Origin of the sequence: Rheinheimera sp. KL1, from assembly GCF_001275035.1 — a bacterium.
Classification (GTDB): Bacteria; Pseudomonadota; Gammaproteobacteria; order Enterobacterales; family Alteromonadaceae; genus Pararheinheimera; species Pararheinheimera tangshanensis.
In genome coordinates this window covers 13610-31814 of the sequence record NZ_LAMX01000021.1, presented here as the reverse complement: position 1 = coordinate 31814, position 18205 = coordinate 13610, and the positions used below count along the sequence as shown (strand labels likewise).

At 45.8% G+C, this 18205-nt stretch carries 16 protein-coding genes; 3 read left to right on the top strand and 13 right to left on the bottom strand.

Annotated elements, in window-relative coordinates:
• Positions 1-44 precede the first annotated feature (44 nt).
• From WH43_RS11785 to WH43_RS11775, 3 genes are all read left to right on the top strand, one after another.
• Complete coding sequence (locus WH43_RS11785; RefSeq protein WP_053424806.1) at positions 45-245, top strand: DUF2061 domain-containing protein; 201 nt, start codon at positions 45-47, stop codon at positions 243-245.
• A 76-nt stretch (positions 246-321) separates the two neighbouring features.
• Positions 322-888, top strand: coding sequence for a YaeQ family protein (locus tag WH43_RS11780; RefSeq protein WP_053424805.1), 567 nt, complete (start codon positions 322-324; stop codon positions 886-888).
• A gap of 4 nt (positions 889-892) precedes the next feature.
• The gene (locus WH43_RS11775; protein ID WP_053424804.1) at positions 893-1741 is read left to right on the top strand and encodes a CvfB family protein; all 849 of its coding nucleotides are present in this window, start codon (positions 893-895) and stop codon (positions 1739-1741) included.
• Between the two features lie 106 nt (positions 1742-1847).
• On the opposite strand, the gene WH43_RS11770 is transcribed toward WH43_RS11775, so the two are convergent.
• From WH43_RS11770 to WH43_RS11710, 13 genes are all read right to left on the bottom strand, one after another.
• Positions 1848-4247, bottom strand: coding sequence for an EAL domain-containing protein (locus WH43_RS11770; protein WP_053424803.1), 2400 nt, complete (start codon positions 4245-4247; stop codon positions 1848-1850).
• A gap of 65 nt (positions 4248-4312) precedes the next feature.
• Positions 4313-5557 carry an SAM-dependent methyltransferase gene (locus tag WH43_RS11765; protein WP_053424802.1) on the bottom strand — a complete coding sequence of 415 codons (1245 nt, stop codon included), beginning with the start codon at positions 5555-5557 and terminating at the stop codon, positions 4313-4315.
• Positions 5554-6309, bottom strand: a complete 756-nt coding sequence (locus WH43_RS11760; protein WP_286049695.1) for a DUF1365 domain-containing protein — start codon at positions 6307-6309, stop codon at positions 5554-5556. Before WH43_RS11760 ends, WH43_RS11765 begins: the two co-directional genes overlap by 4 nt.
• Positions 6306-7559 carry an NAD(P)/FAD-dependent oxidoreductase gene (locus WH43_RS11755; RefSeq protein WP_053424801.1) on the bottom strand — a complete coding sequence of 418 codons (1254 nt, stop codon included), beginning with the start codon at positions 7557-7559 and terminating at the stop codon, positions 6306-6308. The genes WH43_RS11760 and WH43_RS11755 overlap by 4 nt, the downstream gene beginning before the upstream one ends.
• Positions 7560-8009 (bottom strand): nuclear transport factor 2 family protein, encoded by a 450-nt coding sequence (locus tag WH43_RS11750; protein ID WP_053424800.1) that lies wholly within the window; start codon positions 8007-8009, stop codon positions 7560-7562. It abuts the gene before it with no gap.
• Positions 8002-9435, bottom strand: coding sequence for a deoxyribodipyrimidine photo-lyase (phrB, locus tag WH43_RS11745; RefSeq protein ID WP_053424799.1), 1434 nt, complete (start codon positions 9433-9435; stop codon positions 8002-8004). Before phrB ends, WH43_RS11750 begins: the two co-directional genes overlap by 8 nt.
• The gene (locus tag WH43_RS11740; protein ID WP_053425019.1) at positions 9435-10376 is read right to left on the bottom strand and encodes a YbgA family protein; all 942 of its coding nucleotides are present in this window, start codon (positions 10374-10376) and stop codon (positions 9435-9437) included. The genes phrB and WH43_RS11740 overlap by 1 nt, the downstream gene beginning before the upstream one ends.
• 214 nt (positions 10377-10590) lie before the next feature.
• Positions 10591-12180 carry a S8 family serine peptidase gene (locus WH43_RS11735; RefSeq protein WP_053424798.1) on the bottom strand — a complete coding sequence of 530 codons (1590 nt, stop codon included), beginning with the start codon at positions 12178-12180 and terminating at the stop codon, positions 10591-10593.
• A 308-nt stretch (positions 12181-12488) separates the two neighbouring features.
• Entirely contained in the window at positions 12489-12785 is a 297-nt protein-coding gene (gene ihfA / locus WH43_RS11730; RefSeq protein ID WP_008898181.1) for an integration host factor subunit alpha, read from the bottom strand.
• 2 nt (positions 12786-12787) lie between these two features.
• The gene (gene pheT / locus WH43_RS11725; RefSeq protein WP_053424797.1) at positions 12788-15175 is read right to left on the bottom strand and encodes a phenylalanine--tRNA ligase subunit beta; all 2388 of its coding nucleotides are present in this window, start codon (positions 15173-15175) and stop codon (positions 12788-12790) included.
• A gap of 13 nt (positions 15176-15188) precedes the next feature.
• Complete coding sequence (gene pheS, locus WH43_RS11720) at positions 15189-16169, bottom strand: phenylalanine--tRNA ligase subunit alpha (RefSeq protein ID WP_053424796.1); 981 nt, start codon at positions 16167-16169, stop codon at positions 15189-15191.
• 183 nt (positions 16170-16352) lie between these two features.
• Entirely contained in the window at positions 16353-17060 is a 708-nt protein-coding gene (gene hda / locus WH43_RS11715; protein WP_053424795.1) for a DnaA regulatory inactivator Hda, read from the bottom strand.
• Positions 17060-18205: a DUF2066 domain-containing protein gene (locus tag WH43_RS11710; protein ID WP_053424794.1), complete on the bottom strand. Its 1146-nt coding sequence runs from the start codon at positions 18203-18205 to the stop codon at positions 17060-17062. The genes hda and WH43_RS11710 overlap by 1 nt, the downstream gene beginning before the upstream one ends.

Below are 18205 nucleotides of genomic sequence, written 5' to 3'. Positions count from 1 at the left end.
TGACCGGCTAAGCTCACTAAAAATTCTGCCCCCGGAGCTTTACCATGCTAAAAACTATGACGTTTGCCCTATTACATTTTACCGTCGCTTTTAGCGTCACTTATCTACTCACTGGTGATTTGCTGGTGGGTGGTTTAGTGGCAACCATAGAACCAGCAATCAATACCATCGCTTACTTTTTTCATGAGAAAGCCTGGAGCCGTATCGCATTGCGTCAGAAACAGCATCATCAACTGCAGGCTTGAGTGCATTCACACAAGCTGCATTATTCCATCGAACAAGGTACACTAGCGCCCTTTTGATTTGTACTGCGGATTTGTTATGGCCTTAAAGGCAACCATTTTTAAAGCAAGCCTGGCTGTGGCAGATATGTCGCGCCATCATTATCAGGACTATCAGCTGACGCTTGCCCAGCATCCTTCTGAGACCACAGAGCGTATGATGTTACGTCTGTTGGCTTTTGCTTTGTGTGCCGATGAGAATTTAACCTTTGGTAAAGGTATTTCAGATGACGATGAAGCGGCCTTATATCGTCAAAATCTGACAGGCGATTATCAGCTCTGGATTGAACTGGGGTTACCAGAAGAAAAACGTTTACGTCGTGCCAGCCATAAAACAGAACAGCTGTTACTACTGGCTTATGGTGGGACTGCAGTCGATAAATGGTACAGCTCGGAGCAAAAAGCGCTGAGTCAGTTAAAAAATCTGACGATAGTGGCGGTTTCGCCGGCAGACACCGCAGAGCTGGCTAAATTATGCGACCGCACTATGCAATTACAATGCACTATTAATGAAGGCCAGATCTGGTTTGGCAACGCAGCCCAGAGCGTACAGCTCCAACTAGAGTTTATTCAACAGTCAAACCCAGCTCTGCTGGCCACGGAGTAATCACATGACCCAACTCGCTTTAGGCAAACTAAACAAACTGGCGGTAAAAAAACAGGTCGAATTTGGTGTGTACCTCGATGGCTTAAGCTGGGGTGATATCTTATTGCCTAAACGTTATGTTCCTTCAGGCGCAGAAGTCGGCACTGTACTCGAAGTATTTTTGTATCTGGACTCTGAAGATCAGCTGATCGCCACTACAGAAAAACCTTATGTGATGGTCGGACAAGTAGCACAACTTAAAGCTGTGGCAGTCACTAAAGTGGGGGCTTTTTTAAACTGGGGTCTGAAAAAAGATCTGCTGGTTCCTTTTAGCGAACAACAAATCCCGATGCAGCTGGATAAATATTATCTGGTGTACTGTTATGTCGATAAAAGTAACCGCATCGTCGCCTCAGCTAAGCTGGACAGATACATAGGCAAAGACACGCCGGACTACCAACCAGGCGATGAAGTACAGTTTTATGTCGCCTCACAAACCGATCTGGGCTACAAAGTAGTGGTCGATCATCAACACTGGGGCTTATTGTATAAAAATCAGGTCTTTAAACCACTGCGTATCGGTTACAAAGGCACAGCCTATGTGCAGAAAGTACGGGACGATTTACGTATAGATTTACTGCTGGATAAACCTGGTTATCAAAAAACTCAGGCTTTTACCGATGTGATTTTAGAGCGCTTAAAACATAAAGGTGGCAGCTTGCCGATATCAGATAAAAGCACGCCGGAACAAATTTACGGTGAGTTTGGTGTCAGCAAAAAGATGTTCAAACAAGCCATCGGCGCTTTATATAAAGCAGGCAAAATCGTCATCGAAGCAGAGGCAATCCGCCTAAACCAAACACAAAGTAATTGAAGTTGCAGCTAGGCGGCAAGTGAGCGAGACCCCAGGAGCATAGTTGTCCTATGTGACTGGGGCGAGTAGCGCAGCCAACAACGCTGCCGCTTTAAGTACGAAGTGTTTAACGTAGCCATTTGATGGCATCTGCGGCTGGCAAAGCCTTAGCAAACCAATAGCCTTGTCCGGCGTCACAGCCTAATTCTTTTAGCAATTGTCGTTGTAAACTGGTCTCTATCCCCTCAGCCACAACCTTTAAATTCAATGTCTTTGCCAGAGCTATCACCGTATTGACCACCGGATTATCTTGGATCCGCGGTCTCATATTGGCGATAAAAGAACGATCAATTTTCAGCACATCCAGTTTAAATTCATTCAGATAACTTAAACTGGAATAGCCGGTACCAAAGTCATCCAGTAGCACCTTCACACCATGTTGGCGTAACTGCTTTAAGCACAAACGAGCCTGCTCAATATTTTCAATCAGTGCCCGCTCTGTAATTTCTATCGCAAGATAAGCCGCTGGCACCTGCGCTTCTGCCAATGTTCGGATCACGGCTGATGCAAAGTCAGGTTCAGAAAATGCCAGGCCTGATACATTGACACTGACATAAAACGGTATGCTGTAATCATGTCGCCAGACACGGATCTGCTCAATACTCTGTTTGAGCACATAATGGTCAATTAAACCTATCAGGCCGTTTTTTTCAGCGTAAGGAATAAATTCGTCGGGTCTTATCACTCCGCGGCTTTGATGCGTCCAGCGAATAAGCGCTTCAAAACCTAAGGTGTCGTCAGTCTCCAGACTAATAATAGGCTGGTAATACAGCATAAAATGTTGTTTCGCCAGAGCAGCTTTAATTTCCAGACCTAATCTGAACTCATGACTTTCCTGTACTTTCATATCAGAGGAGTAAATACGATAGACTCCACGTCCATCTTGTTTCGCCTGATACATAGCTATATCAGCACGACGAATCAGCTCATCCGCTGATTGCAACTGATCCACCGAACTTGCCAGTGCTATGCCAATACTGCAGGAAGTCAACAGCATATGCTCACCGACCAGCACAGGCTGTTGCAACGCCTGAATAATGCGCTGAGCGACATCAGTCACATCCGTAAGACCTGCAACATCTTCCAGCACTACAGCAAACTCATCACCGCCTAAACGAGCCAGCGTATCCGTCTGTCGCATACAGAGTTTAAGCACGCGTCCGACCTGCACCAGAAAGGCGTCCCCCACCTGATGGCCCAGCGTATCATTGACTGTTTTAAAACGATCGAGATCCAGATACATTACAGCTAAATGATTCGCAGGGAAACGCTGCATGCGCTTAAAAGCCTGACCTATTCTGTCCATTAATAAACTGCGATTTGGTAAAGCAGTCAAAGCATCATGCAAAGCCTGATGCTGCAAACGTTTTTCGGAAAATACCCGCTCCAGTGCATTAGAAATATGCTGAGAGACAAAAATCATCAATTCAAGATCTCGTTCGCTGTATTGGATATGGGCAATATAGCTTTGCACCACCACCACACCACGCACTGTGTCGCTGGATTGAAAAGGCACCCCCAACCATGACTCCGGCTCAGCACCATAAGCATTCACATCATACGCCAGCTCAAATGCGGCTATATCTTTGCGCATAATCAACAAAGGTTCATTGGAGCGAAATACATGACCTGTCAGGCTGTGCTTTAATAAATCACTGCCATACACCTGGTTCGGATCCATTTCATCTTCAGTATCGGCAAAGTACGGAAACTGCAAGGTCTGCGTTTCCTCGTCAAACAGCGCAATAAAGAAATTAGGGGCATAAATCAGCGAATTAACAATTTGATGGAGTCGCTTGTAGAAACTGGAGAAATCGTTGGCAAAATAGGAGAAAGAGGCAATTTCATACAAAGCCTTTTGCAGTCGCTCGGCATATTCAAGTTTACTGACTGAGGATTCAAGAGTGTCCAGCATCTGCGATTTGCGAAGTTTACTGGCCAGAATAGAAGCCACGACTTCCAATATATGCTGATGTTCTGTGCTGAAATAGTTTGCATGAGAGTGTTCGCAGTCAATGACACCAAGCAGCTCTTTACCATCCAGAATAGGCACAACCAGTTCCGATAAACTTGGCACTAAATCAGCCATGTAATGTGGGTCATTTCTGGTATCAGAAACCAGCACTGATTGTTTTATATTGGCAGCATGCCCAACTAATCCGTCCCCAACTTTCAGTTCAGCAATGCCTAAATGTGAGGGTAAGTCACGAGTGCCGGATGCAGCCTTACGTACCAATGTTTCTCCATCAGCAGCCAGTATAAAAATAGCACAATCGACAAAACCTAAACCTGCCACCACGTGCTTTGCAGCATAATTAAGAATATCATCCGCGCCCGTCAACTCATGCAAATCAATTGCAAACTGATTAATTAACTTTAATCGGGCGTTCTCTTGTTGCAATAACTGGAGCTGGGCTTGAAGCGCACTGGTATCAGTTTGGGGCTGTGAAGTGATCACGGTCGTCATACAGACTCTACTACATTAATCCGTAGAAAGTTATAAACGACCGTGCTTTATTAAGCAACGAAAAGTTAGATTTTGTTCCTGTTCAATGGTTTGGTAAAGACCAAATGCACAGCACTGGTCGCTCTTTCCAAAAAACCACCTTCGCAGTAACACAGATAAAAATGCCAAAGCCGGATAAACTCATCATCATAGCCAAGCTGATGCAATTTATCCCGTGACGCCATAAAGTTCTGACACCAATGCTGTAAAGTCCGGGCATAGTCCAAGCCTATATCCTGCACCTGGCGCAATACTAAATCTGTATAGTTAGCGACGGCGTTACTCATACGCTGAATAGAGGGCAAGCAACCGCCAGGGAAAATATAACGTTTGATAAAATCAACTTCTTTGACATAGTGGCTATAACGTTGATCCGCTATGGTAATAGCCTGCAATACCATCAAACCATCATCTTTGAGTAAGCTTGAGCATTTCGCGAAGTATTGATCGAGAAAGTCATCACCGACGGCTTCAATCATTTCAATAGAAACCAGCTTGTCATAAGTTCCTGTTAAATCTCGGTAATCCTGAAACAACAAAGTAATTTGAGATTCCAGACCAGCTTCACGGATTTTTTCAGCTGCATAATCATGTTGCTCGCGCGAAATAGTAGTAGTGGTGACTTTACAACCATAATTGCGGGCGGCAAAAATAGCCATACTGCCCCAGCCCGTACCTATTTCAATCAGATGATCGGTCGGTTTTAGCTGTAGCTTGTCACAAATGGATTTCAGTTTGTTGACCTGCGCTTGTTCCAGTGTGCAGTCTTCCGTTTCATACACTGCACTGGAGTACATCATGCTTGGATCTAAAAACAGCTGATACATGGAATTACCCAGATCATAATGAGCCGCAATATTTTTCCGCGACTGCTCCTTCGTATTACGATTACGCCAATCCAACAGTTTTAATGCAGGTTTACTTAATCTGGCCCAGGCAGATTCCAGCTTATCCAAAAGAGCCGAGTTACGCGCTAACAACTGCACTAATAAAGTTAAGTTATCACAACGCCACTGTCCTAAAATGTAAGACTCGCCTGCCCCAACAGAGCCTGCAAACACCATTTTTTGATAAAAATCAGGATCCACTACGGTAAGAGTACATTGCATTTCACCCTTGCTATCGCCTAACAGGGTTTTTTCCTGGCCTTCAACTAATAAGATTGCGCCGTACAAAAGTTGGCTTAAATGATTTAGCACCAACTTACGGCAGGTTTTATCAAACCAACTCAGATTTTGAAAAGGACATTGTTCGGTGATCGAAACCGTCATCTTGCTGTTTCCTTTGACTTAGGGTGGCCATATACAGGCACTGCTTTGAGTAGCAGTTTTAACGCATGCCAATAAATTCGTGTCATCACTTGTACGTTTTGCCATGGACGACGGATCAATAAAGCTTTAAGTGCTGTCTGAGTAAAAGGCTGAGACAACAGATGAAACCAGGCACTGAAAACCTTTTGCTCATCTTTATAATTAGTGATAGCTAATTCTAGTTTTTCTGAATTAGCGAGCACTGTCCAGTGATATTGCATATCCATAGGATTAAAGGGCGACACATGAAAAGCCTTGTCATGCTGATACTGCGATTTTTCAGAGCTTTGCACTGGTACCAGATAATAATGCCGTTCATTCCATGGTGTGTTGCTTACCTCGGCTAACAACGCAACTAACTGCTGTGTATCATCAAAACAGTAATACAAGGTTAGTGGACTAAAGTAATAGCCCCAATTCGCCAGCGGGCTCATCATACAAACTTTACTGATAGTATCAGTACAGCCTAAGCTCTGCACTTTGAGCCGGACCGCCTGAGCCAAATCCTCAGGTCCGGACAAATAATCAGAACGTCGATAGCTGCATGCAGCAAAACGAGCAGTTGACCATAACCAGCCTTTAGCCGGAATACTGTTGAGCTCATTCAGATCCAGCCAAAAATAATGCACTTGATAGTCAAAGCCGTGTACTTTCGGCAGATAACGTTTATGCCCTACTTCTCCTGTTAATAACGCATGGCCTGGTGGGATCAAAACTCCACTCCCATGGCTCTGGCTATATCGACCGCACTTCGCACACCATCTTCATGGAAACCGTTATACCAATAAGCACCACAGAACCAACTATGGTTAACACCATTGATTTCACCACGGCGTTGCTGCGCAGCAATAGTGCAGTGATTGAACACAGGATGAGCGTATTGAAAACGTTTTAAAATCTTGTTCTGATCAATAGCATTACTGTGATTCAGCGTGACCACAAAAGTAACAGGCGCTTCGATGCCCTGCAGAATATTCATGTTGTAACTCAAAGTCGCATGGCTGGATGCAGCATCTGTCAGATGGTAGTTCCATGCGGCCCAGGCGGCTTTACGTTGAGGCAAAATACGATCATCCGTGTGTAAAATCACGTCGTTGTTCTGATAAGCAATGCCGCCCAAAACTTGCCGTTCGGCGTCGCTGGCATCCTTAAGTAGAGCTAAAGCTTGATCGCTGTGACAGGCAAATACGACCTGATCAAAACGCTCAATACGCCCGTCGATAAACTCTAGCGTAACACCTTCGGCATCCCTATTGACCGCTTTTACCGGGCTATTTAGTTTGAGCTGTGCAGGGTTGAGTGTATTTAATAAAGCTCGTACATATTCCCGTGAACCGCCTTTGATCACAGACCATTGCGGACGCTCAGTCACATTCAGCAACCCATGGTTTTTAAAAAACTGCAGAAAAAAACGCAGTGGAAAAGAAGGCATATCCGCTAAACCAGAGGACCAAATCGCCGCGCCCATAGGCAATAAATAGTCATTGCGAAGTGCTTTGCCTAAGTTATGTTTGGCTAAGAACTCGTCAATCAATAAATCCAGATCCGGATGATTTTGCTCCAACAACTCCTTACCCAACTTATTAAACTTGACTATATCCAACAGCATACGCCAGAACGAAGGCCGAAACAGATTACGACGCTGCGCAAATAAAGTTGAAAGGGTATGGCCGTTGTATTCTAAACCTGTATCAGCTTTTTTCACCGAAAAACTCATTTGGGTGTGCTGAGATTCTACCTGAAGCTCAGCTAAAAACTTATTAAACAATGGATAAGTCCAGTTGTTGAATACGATAAATCCTGTGTCGATGGCATAGTCCTTACCTTCAACATTCACATCTACTGTCGCAGTGTGGCCACCCAGATAGGAACCCGCTTCAAATACAGTGACTTCATGTTGGCGCTGCAACAAATACCAGCTGATCATGCCGGAAATACCACCGCCTATTACTGCTATCTTCATCTACGCTTCCTTTGCCATTTTTTGTTTAATTTTGTTCGTGACCCAGCCTAACAGCGGTATATGCTGCAATACCATTTCATTTAAGTCGTAATAATCTCTGTGATACGCAATTTTGCCTTCACTATTCCAGTGCACTATGGAACAACCGTGCACAGAGATAGGTTTGCCATTGCCTATAGCTTCATGAGTAAACGTCATCAACCAACTCAGGCACCCCTGATCCTGATTAGCAATTTGTGAGGTCGCAACAAAATGACAACTACTTAAGCGTGCATAAGCATGAGAGAAATACTGCTGCAGCTGTTCAAGCCCAAGCATGTGGTGCACAGGGTCGATAAACTCCACATTAGTGGCATAGAGTTCAGCAAGAGAGTCTAAGTTATTTTGACTTAAGTTATTGTAAAAATTTAAGAAACGTTCGAGCCGTTCTGTCGTGTTTGTCTCATTCATGATCCACTTCATCCTGCGGTTTTTTAACAGTATGGAATAACTCTAAGGTTTTCAATCGGGCTTTGCTGTGATCCACCACAGGTTTAACGTACTCATTCCACATCGGCAAAGGATGTGGCCAATGGATTTGTTTTTTTGGTATATCAGCAAGCTCCGGCAACATACGTTTTATAAATACGCCGTCCGGGTCAAATCGTTCACTTTGAGTCACAGGATTAAAAATACGGAAGTAAGGGGCGGCATCTGTGCCTGTTGAGGCCGCCCATTGCCACCCACCGTTATTGGCAGCAAAGTCACCATCAATCAGCTTCGACATGAAATACTGCTCACCCCAACGCCAATCAATATGCAAATCTTTCACCAAAAAGCTGGCCACTATCATACGCAGCCTGTTATGCATCCAACCAGTTTGATTCAACTGGCGCATCGCCGCATCGACTATAGGATAACCAGTTTTACCCTCGCACCAGGCCTGAAATAGCGCCGCGTCGTTTGGCCAGACAATACCATCAGTGTCTTTTTGAAACGCCTTGTGCTTAATCAGCTCTGGAAAAGCCATCAAAATATGGTGATAAAAATCCCGCCATACCAGCTCAGAAAGCCAGACGGCTGCACCAGATTTTTCTTTATCCCAGTCTTGAGCGGCTTCAAGTTGCAGACGATTGATGCATTGCTGTGCCGAAATCACCCCTATCGCCAGATACGCCGATAAGGAAGACGTGCCAGCTAAAGCGGGAAAGTCACGTTCGGTCTGATAAAAGGCGGCTTTATCCCGGCAAAACTGTCGCATCTGTTCAAGAGCATGCAATTCATCCACGGCATAAGCGGCTGAACTTCCATCCCCCTGTTGCATCACAGAAAACTCAGGCAGCTGCAACTTTATTTCAGGCAGCGCTTTAGGTTTAGGGAAACACCGCACACCCGTTTCACGCAAACGCCCTAACCAGGTTTTCTTAAAAGGCGTAAAAATCTGATAAATGCCGCCCGTCTTGCTCAGGATAGACCCTGGTGGCATCACCGCTTTGCGATCAAACCAAAAACAGGCTTTACCTGCTTTAGCGAAAATATCGCTGACCTTGCGATCACGTGCACGCTCACGCAGTTCGTACTCGGTGTGGCCGTACAAGATTTCCGCTCCAGCCTTGATTAATTGCTGCATCAGCTCTGGCACAGCGGAGTAATCACTGCCCTCAATCGCCACTAAAGGAATATTCAAAGCAGCAAGCTCTGTTTGTAGCTGTACCACACGGCGGCGAATGAAATCTTGTTTGACCGGCGCCATAAAGTGCTGCTGCCAGCTATCTGGCGTAGCAATAAAAAGTGCAACTACAGGCAAACCTGACTGACAGGCCTCGAATAAAGCCTGGTTGTCATAAACACGCAAATCATTACGCAGCCAGACTAAAGAAAATGCTTTGTTACTCATCAGGCGCGTAACCCCAGCTCATCGGGGAACGGCTGCAGGTACTGCTGTGCCGCCAGATACTGATGTGGATGCTGAGCCAAATGGTGGCGTAGCAAAGTTAAAGGTGCCAATAAAGGCAAATGCCCCTGACGGTATTTATGAATAAGGGCCAAAAGCTCTTGTTTGGCAGCGCTTGTCAGCATCTTTTTAAAGAAGCCCTGCAAATGCATCAGTACATTCGCCTGCTGCTTTCGGGTAGCCTGTTGTTTTAAGGCCTGCATTAAATCTAGTAAATAACGCTGTGCCAATTCATCAGGAGCGAACAACTTGGCTTGAGCCACTAAACGGCCTAATTCCCGGTAGGCTGTTGGACTATGCGCCATCACCAAAAACTTATAACGGCTGTGAAAAGCCACCAACTTGCCTACAGTAAAACCGGATTGCAACATCTGCTGATAGTCATGGCAAGCAAAAATCCGGGTGACGAAATTTTCCCGCAGGTTAGCGTCAAGCAAACGGCCATCCTCCTCTACAGGTAACCAAGGGTAGGTATGCATCAATTGCTGGGTAAAGACCCCTACTCCTACTTTGCCCAACTGATGACCATTTTGATCATTTAACCTTACCCGCTCCATGCCACAGCTGGGTGATTTCGCGCAAACGATATAGCCCGATAACTGCTTCAGCTCTGGTAACAGTTTTTGGCTAAATTGCAGCATAGTTTCTGTGTGGTCAATGCTGCTATCTTTGCTATTGACCAATCGCACTTGCTGCTCGGCATTAAGCTGCAAACGAATGGCAGGACGCGGCACACCTAATCCTATCGCCTGTTCGGGACAGACAGGAACATAAGAAACAAAAGGAGCAAGGGTACTGTTACAGAATTCAGATGCTTTATGGCCGGCGTCAAACCGCACTTTTTGACCAAGCACACAAGCGCTGACACCGATTTGGATACTCATATTTATACTCACAGAAAAAATCACGGAGATGACTAGAATTGTTTACAGATCAGCAGGTTCATTGGATCACTGCAAGAGAAATTTTTTGAATATCAGATACGGTATATTTTCAACAAACCAAAGCCCCTGACTAGAGTTCCAAATTTTGCTGTCCTTGCAAAATGTAAAAGCTGCGCCAGATGACGCAGCTTTTGTAAAGGCGATACTTAGTTACTTAGTAAGAGTAACTCATGGTTACACCACTAAAAGTGGTATAGGCTTTGACGCCTACGTGCCAGGTGCCCGCCTGTGGGTTGCTGATAGTGCACTGTTCCGCATTGCCATTCAAATAAGGACGGCAGTTGTAAAGCGTTTCTGTTGGCTGGCTGTTGTAACGCACGTACAGATCTGCATCACCAGTCCCACCTGAAATGGTAAAGGTTAAAGTACTGACGCCAGAGGGGATCACGTAAGAGCCACGTAACCAGGTCCCAGTGCTGGCGGAAAGATTAGGAAAGGTTTCCCCCCCTGTTGGTGGAGGATTACCACCACCGCCACCGCCGCTACAACCATTGGCCGTCAGATAATCCACTGCGGCTTTGGCTTGAACTATACCAAAACCAAAAGAGTTATCGCGCCCTGCTGTGCCTCTGTCCTGCGCTGTCGCCTGTAAGGCGCTGCGAATTTGTGGAGCTGTACATTGAGGATGGTTACTCCATACAAGCGCAGCAACACCAGCTACATGAGGTGAGGCCATAGAAGTACCGCTAATACTGTTGTAGCCACCGTTATTCCAGGTTGAATTCACTGCAACACCAGGGCCTGCTAATTCTACCTGAGCGTTACGCTGAGAAAAGCTTGCCAGATTACGATTCGAATCTACTGCAGCCACCGAAACCACAGCGTTGTAAGAAGCAGGATAGGACAAGCTGGTATTGCCAGCGTTACCCGCCGCAGCAATTAACAACATTCCACTGTTGTAAAAATTAGTCATGGCGGTTTGTTCTGTCTGACTGGAGCTACCGCCGCCTAAACTCATATTCACCACTTTTGCCCCTGCATCCTGACAAGACTGGATCCCGTCAATCAGATCAGAAGCAAAAGTCCAGTTTCCTGAATCATTAAAAATTTTAACTACATGCACGTCAGACTGAGCTGAAGGCAGCACCCCTATCACACCATCGTTATTGTTCAGAGCCACCATGGTACCGGCAACATGAGTACCATGACCATTACCGTCCGATGACCAACTGCCGTGGCCGGAAAAAGCAAAACCGCTAACGCCAGAATTCGGTAAATCCGGATGGCTTAGAGTGTAGCCGGTATCTATGACACAGACTTTGGTATTCGCAGCATTGGCATCGCTGACCAGATTAGCCTGCACCATAGGAATACCATAAGGAGTGCTTTGGGCCATAGGTGTGATCACGTCAAACAGATAACGTTTCTGGTCAACCTCGATGTACTCCACTTCAGGATCAGACACCATAGCTTTAAGCTGACGTGGATTTAATTCCAGCACACTCGATTTGACTGAACTTAAATGTTTAATCACTTTGCTTTTATATTTACGAGCAAAGGTTTCCGCTTTTTGCACAGAGAATGCAGGAGTAGCTTGAGTCGCATTTTGTAGACTTCCTACACCGCCGTTTTTGTATTTCACAATGTAACGGGTAGTACTGTCATCACTAGGATCGATGACCGCGACATCTGCTGCAGTGATCAAAACGGGTTGATCCACTGCTGCAGCGACAGCGACTGAGGTTAAGGATAAAGCAAAACAACCAGCAGTTCCCAGTAACAGTACTTTATTTCTATTTTTCATATATGTACCTTGGTAAGAATTTTGAAGTCCATGATGTGAAGTTGCATCCTGCGGCTCAAAACTTAGCAAGGCATCGAAATAACTCTTTATATTAAAATTATATTTTTATTATATTTTCTTTACATTTAACCACTTAAGTTCAAACTCGTTATTTTATGTAATCATCTGGACAGAACACCAAAACAGCAGAGAAAAGAGTGCCTTAAAGCGTTGATTGAGGATCCATACTTTGAATCCACAGCTTTTTAAGCAAATAAAAAAGGAGTGTCCTTGAGGAACACTCCTTTTTTAACGATAAAGAGCAGGTATTACTTTTTGGCGGTACCGACTTCGACTCTGCTCTTCAACTTCTGGCCTGGTCTGAAGGTCACCACACAACGGGCAGAGATAGGAATATCTTCACCTGTTTTTGGGTTCCGGCCTGGCCGTTGGTTTTTTACTCGCAGGTCAAAATTACCAAAACCTGACAGTTTTACCTGGTCGCCTGCTTCCAAAGCAATGCGGATCTCTTCAAAAAAAGATTCGACAATTAATTTTGCATCGCGCTTGCTGATGCCAAATTTGGTAAATAAACGTTCTGCTAAATCGGCTTTGGTAAGCGCCATTCTTAATCCCTCAACGTTGCGTTGAACTCTTTGCTTAGCACCTCAACCACAGAAGAGATAACCTGTTGGATATCTTTATCTTCAAGCGTCCGCGCCTTGTCCTGCAAGGTTAAAGCTATAGCCAATGACTTATGGCCTTGTGCAACCCCCTGCCCTGTGTAGACGTCAAACAATTTTAGGTCAACTAATTGATTTCCGCCAACTTTTCTAATAGTAGCAAGGATATCTGAAAAACGCACATCAGATTTCACAACAATAGCTAAATCACGACGGTTTGCAGGATATTTTGAAGTTTCCTGAGCTAAAACAATATGCTTATCACCAAATGCTTCCAGCTCGATTTCAAATAAAAAGGCTTTGCCTTTAATACCCAATTTACGCTCTGCTTCCGGATGTAAGGCGCCAAGCACACCTACAGCTTTGCCATCCCGGTTTAACTGGGCAGTCTGACCCGGATGTAAGGCGCTGTGTTCACCTGTGCTGAAAGTAAAACATTCGGCAGCTGAAGTGCAGCTTAACAGCGCCTCCACGTCGCCTTTCACATCATAAAAATCAACAGCCCGCTCTGCGATAGTCCAGTGTTCGTTGCCGAAACTTCCAACAATGACACCACCTAACACCGGCACCTGACGTACACCACCTTCAGCGTTCGCATCAGGGATAAACTTCAGGCCATATTCGAATAAACGAATACGATTTTGCTGACGATTCTGGTTGTATTGCACAGCCTGCAACAAACCAGGCCATAGGTTTAACCGCATCGCCGACATATCCACCGAAATTGGATTTGGCAGCACCAAAGCAGGCTGACCCGGGAATAAAGTTTCCTGCACTTTAGGGTCAACAAAACTATAGGTAATAGCTTCCTGATAACCTCGGGCGACCAGCAAATCACGTAAGCTGTGAACAGAAATACGGCTTTCCTGATGTTTGCTCATCGCAAGCGCAGCTTGTGGCGCTATATTGGGAATATTGTTATAGCCATAGACCCGCGCTACTTCTTCGATTAAATCTTCAGGAATAGAGATATCAAAACGGTAGCTGGGGACTGTCACCTGCCACTCGTCACCAGACACTTTGACCTGCATCCCTAAACGCTGGAAAATTTCAGTGACAGTTTCTGTCGCAATAGAAATACCTAAAATACGGTCCAGCTTAGTGCGGGTTAACACAATTTGAGCCGCTTTTGGCAGGTGCTGTTCGGACACAGCTTCCACCACAGGGCCAGCTTCACCGCCAACAATAGCTAACAGCAATGCCGTCGCTCTTTCCATCGCAGTGCGTTGTAATTCTGGGTCGACGCCACGCTCATAGCGGTGTGATGCATCAGTATGCAAACCGTATTGACGGGCTACACCTGCCATTTCAACAGGCGAGAAAAATGCACTTTCAAGGAAAATGTCGGTGCTGTCTTTGGTGACACCACTATGCAGTCCACCAAAGATACCGGCCATTGCTAAGGCTTTTTGGCTATCGGCAATCAGCAGAGTATTGGCTTTTAACGTCACTTCGTTGCTGTCCAACAGAGTGAGCTTTTCGCCTTCTTTGGCCATACGTACGTCGATATCACCCTCGATTTTTGCCAAATCAAAAGCGTGCATCGGATGACCCAGCTCCAACAAGACAAAGTTGGTTACATCCACCACAGCATCAATAGAACGGATACCAGAGCGGCGTAACTTTTCTACCATCCACAAAGGCGTTACCGCAGCTGTATTGATGTTGCGAATAATACGACCCAAATAACGTGGACAAGCCTGTGGCGCAGATAACTGAATACCTTTTACATCGCTGATCGTTGCTGCAACAGCTGCAATTTCTGGCTGACAAACATCCAGATTATTCAACACACCCACTTCACGGGCTAAACCTTTTAAGCCCAAACAATCAGCACGGTTTGGTGTTAAATCTACTTCAATCGCCTGGTCATCTAACGTCAGGTACTGACGAATATTCTGGCCCAGCGGCGCATCAGCAGGCAGTTCAATAATACCATCTGAACTTTCGGCCATGCCAAGCTCAGATAAAGAACAGAGCATACCGTTCGATGGCTGACCACGTAACTTGGCGGCCTTGATCTTAAAATCGCCCGGTAATACAGCGCCTACTGTGGCTACTGCGACTTTTAAGCCCTGACGGCAGTTGGCTGCACCACAAACGATATCTAATAACTCACCTGTGCCAATATCCACTTTGGTGACTTGTAATTTATCGGCTTCTGGATGACGACCACATTCCACCACATGGCCGACTACCACACCGCTAAACTCGCCAGCAACAGGCTCGATGCCATCGACTTCCAGACCGGCCATCGAAATTTGTTCTGCTAACTCATTGGTCGATAACTGCGGGTTGACCCACTCACGTAACCAGGATTCACTGAATTTCATTATCTGCTCCCGCTTATCTGAATTGCTTTAGAAAACGCAGATCGTTTTCGAAGAATGAACGAAGGTCTGTTACGCCATAACGCAACATGGTCAGACGCTCAACGCCCATACCAAAAGCAAAGCCGCTGTAGATTTCAGGGTCAATGCCAACAGAACGCAACACATTTGGATGCACCATACCGCAGCCTAATACTTCCAGCCATTTACCGTTTTTACCCATCACGTCCACCTCAGCAGATGGCTCAGTAAAAGGGAAAAAGGACGGACGGAAACGTATTTGCAAGTCTTCTTCAAAATAGTTATTCAAAAAATCGTGCAAAATACCTTTGAGCTCAGTAAAGCTGACATTTTTATCGACCATCAACCCTTCCACCTGATGGAACATCGGCGTATGGGTTTGATCGTAATCGTTACGATACACACGGCCAGGGGAAATGATGCGCAGCGGTGGCTGTTCTGTTTCCATAGTACGAATTTGCACACCAGAGGTCTGAGTACGCAGCATCAGCTTAGGATTAAAGTAAAACGTATCGTGGTCAGCGCGGGCCGGGTGATGCGCAGGAATATTCAATGCATCAAAATTATGGAAATCATCTTCGATTTCCGGGCCATGTTTGACTTCAAACCCTAATTCACCAAAAAAGCTTTCAATACGGCGAATGGTGCGGGTGACGGGGTGCAGGCCACCGGCTTCTAAAGTACGGCCAGGCAAAGTCACATCAATCTGTTCTTTAGACAGTTTTTCTGCCAGTTCAGCCTGCTGCATCTGATCACGTTTAGTGTTTAACGCATCCTGTACTTGCTGTTTTAACTCATTGATCTGTTGACCTGCAGTTTTGCGGGTCTCTGGATCCATGGCACCTAAAGACTTCAGCAGCTCAGTGATGCTGCCTTTTTTGCCCATAAAGGCCACACGCACATCTTCCAGTGCGTTGATATCGTTCGCTACAGCGACTGCCTGTAAGGCTTCTTCTAAAATGGCGGTTAAGTTCATCGCTATCCTCAGACCAGCGTTAATCCCTATCGAAACGAACACTGCAGCTTGGTCAGCTGTAGCATCAATGACTTCGGGGTGATAAGTCGTATAAAAAGGTGGCAATAATACACCAGATTTACGCTCAGAGCTTGCGTAAAATAAGGCTTTTTTTCTGTTTGAGCAGGAAAGAACAGCTGAAAATCAGTGAGATAAGCTCAGCATATCTTTGACAAAAGGAATGGTCAGCTTACGCTGATGCACTATCGAGGCTTTATCCAGTAAATCGAGAATTTGCACCAGCTCCCGGATGTCACGTTGCTGACGGTTTAACAAAAATCTCGCCACTTCATCCGGCAGTTCCATGCCACGTAAACGGGCTTTTTGTTGCAACAGTTTTTGTTTGTCTTCATCAGCCAATAACCTCAGTTGAAAACTGGTGCAGGCCTGCAAACGTGAAACTAAATCCGGCAAGGTAATACCCAGTTCGGTTGGAGCCTGATCTGCAACAATAATCAGCGCTTTGCCCTGCTCCGTCATGCGATTGTACAAATCAAACACCGCCACCTGCCAACTGACATCGCCAGCTACGGCCTGAATATTATCCAGACACACCAGATCCAACTCTTCGAGTTGGTCCAATATTCGTGGGCTCCAGGCTTTAAAATCTTCCAGACTCAAGAGTTGACTGGTTAAACCCAGTTCCTGCGCCTGAACACAAGCGGCGTACAACAAATGCGATTTGCCACTGCCACTAGCGCCGAATAAATACAAAGGCAGGCGATGTTCAGAGGGCCTGGTCAGAAAATGTTTGATATAGCTCACCACAGGGCTGGTCTCAGCCCCATAAAAGGTATCAAGGGTTTCGTCTTCTGGCAGTGTGACTGCCAGCGTATATTGCACCGGCGTCATTAGTTTGGAATATACCTGTAACGCAGTACGGCAGACTCTGTCCCCGTTGGCGCAGCGGAAGGCTCTGTTGCCATTTCAGCCGCCATCTCTGCAAAAAGTTCATCTGTGACTTCTGTAGTTTCGGTACCTGCCGTTGCTATACCATTAGTGACAGCGCCGGTTTGTTCTGTTGTTTGCAACGACTGCAACCGGCGTTCCAGTGACAGGGAATTAATAAAGGCGCCACGGTCAGCTGCCAGTTGCACTTTAAATTTGAGTAAATCGGCTTTACGCTCTTTTACTGTCACTTGCTTGACTGACAACATAGCACTAAGCATTTGTTGTACTTTGACCTGATCCACAAAATTCGTCAGTCCTTCAATATCCAATTCCAGTTCAGTCTGGTCTTGTTGGCTGCCAAGCTGCACCGCAAATTTGCTGGCCAGTTGCGTGGTCAGGTTAGTCAGAAACTGTGCAGCTAATTCCTGTTGGGAATTGGCTAACAATTCATTGCTGATTAACTGATCTTGTTCATACCCCTGCCAGGTGAGTCGGTATTGACCAGTGGCAGGCTGGTCAAAAAGCAAAATTAAGCTTTGATCGGCACTAAAGGGCAAACTGGCTTGTTCAATCAACAACCAATTACCGGCCCAGACGTCATCCTGCGATAAGGTTGGCACATAACTGTCATTTGCAGTGGGTAGCTCCAGAGGCAGACCTATAGCTTTCGCCTGCTGTTGCAACTGAGTCAATACAGGATGAGCCGCGCCTTGCATAAAGGTTCGACTTTCAGCAGTTTGTTCGACAAGCCACAGCACTATCGCAGGTCGTCTGGCGCCCCAAATGGCAATCTGATGCTGACTCAGTAACTGCTGCACTTTTTGCTCATCCAGCCCTACTTTTAATGCAGGCCCCTGTTCTGAACTAACAGCAGCAAAGGTCTTTATATAATTACCGGCATTTTTCAGCTCAGCTTTGATGGCAGATTGTTCAATCACAGCCGGATTGACTGCAACTTTCACCAACACCTGCGCCAAGGCCTGTTGTTGCCAAAGACTTTGGCTTTGACCTGCAGGAACTACCGCCTGATACAAGTCCGTCAGTTGTTTTGCTTGTGCAGTACTGGCAGCTAAGAAAAAACTTAGTGCCGCAATAAGTAATCGCAT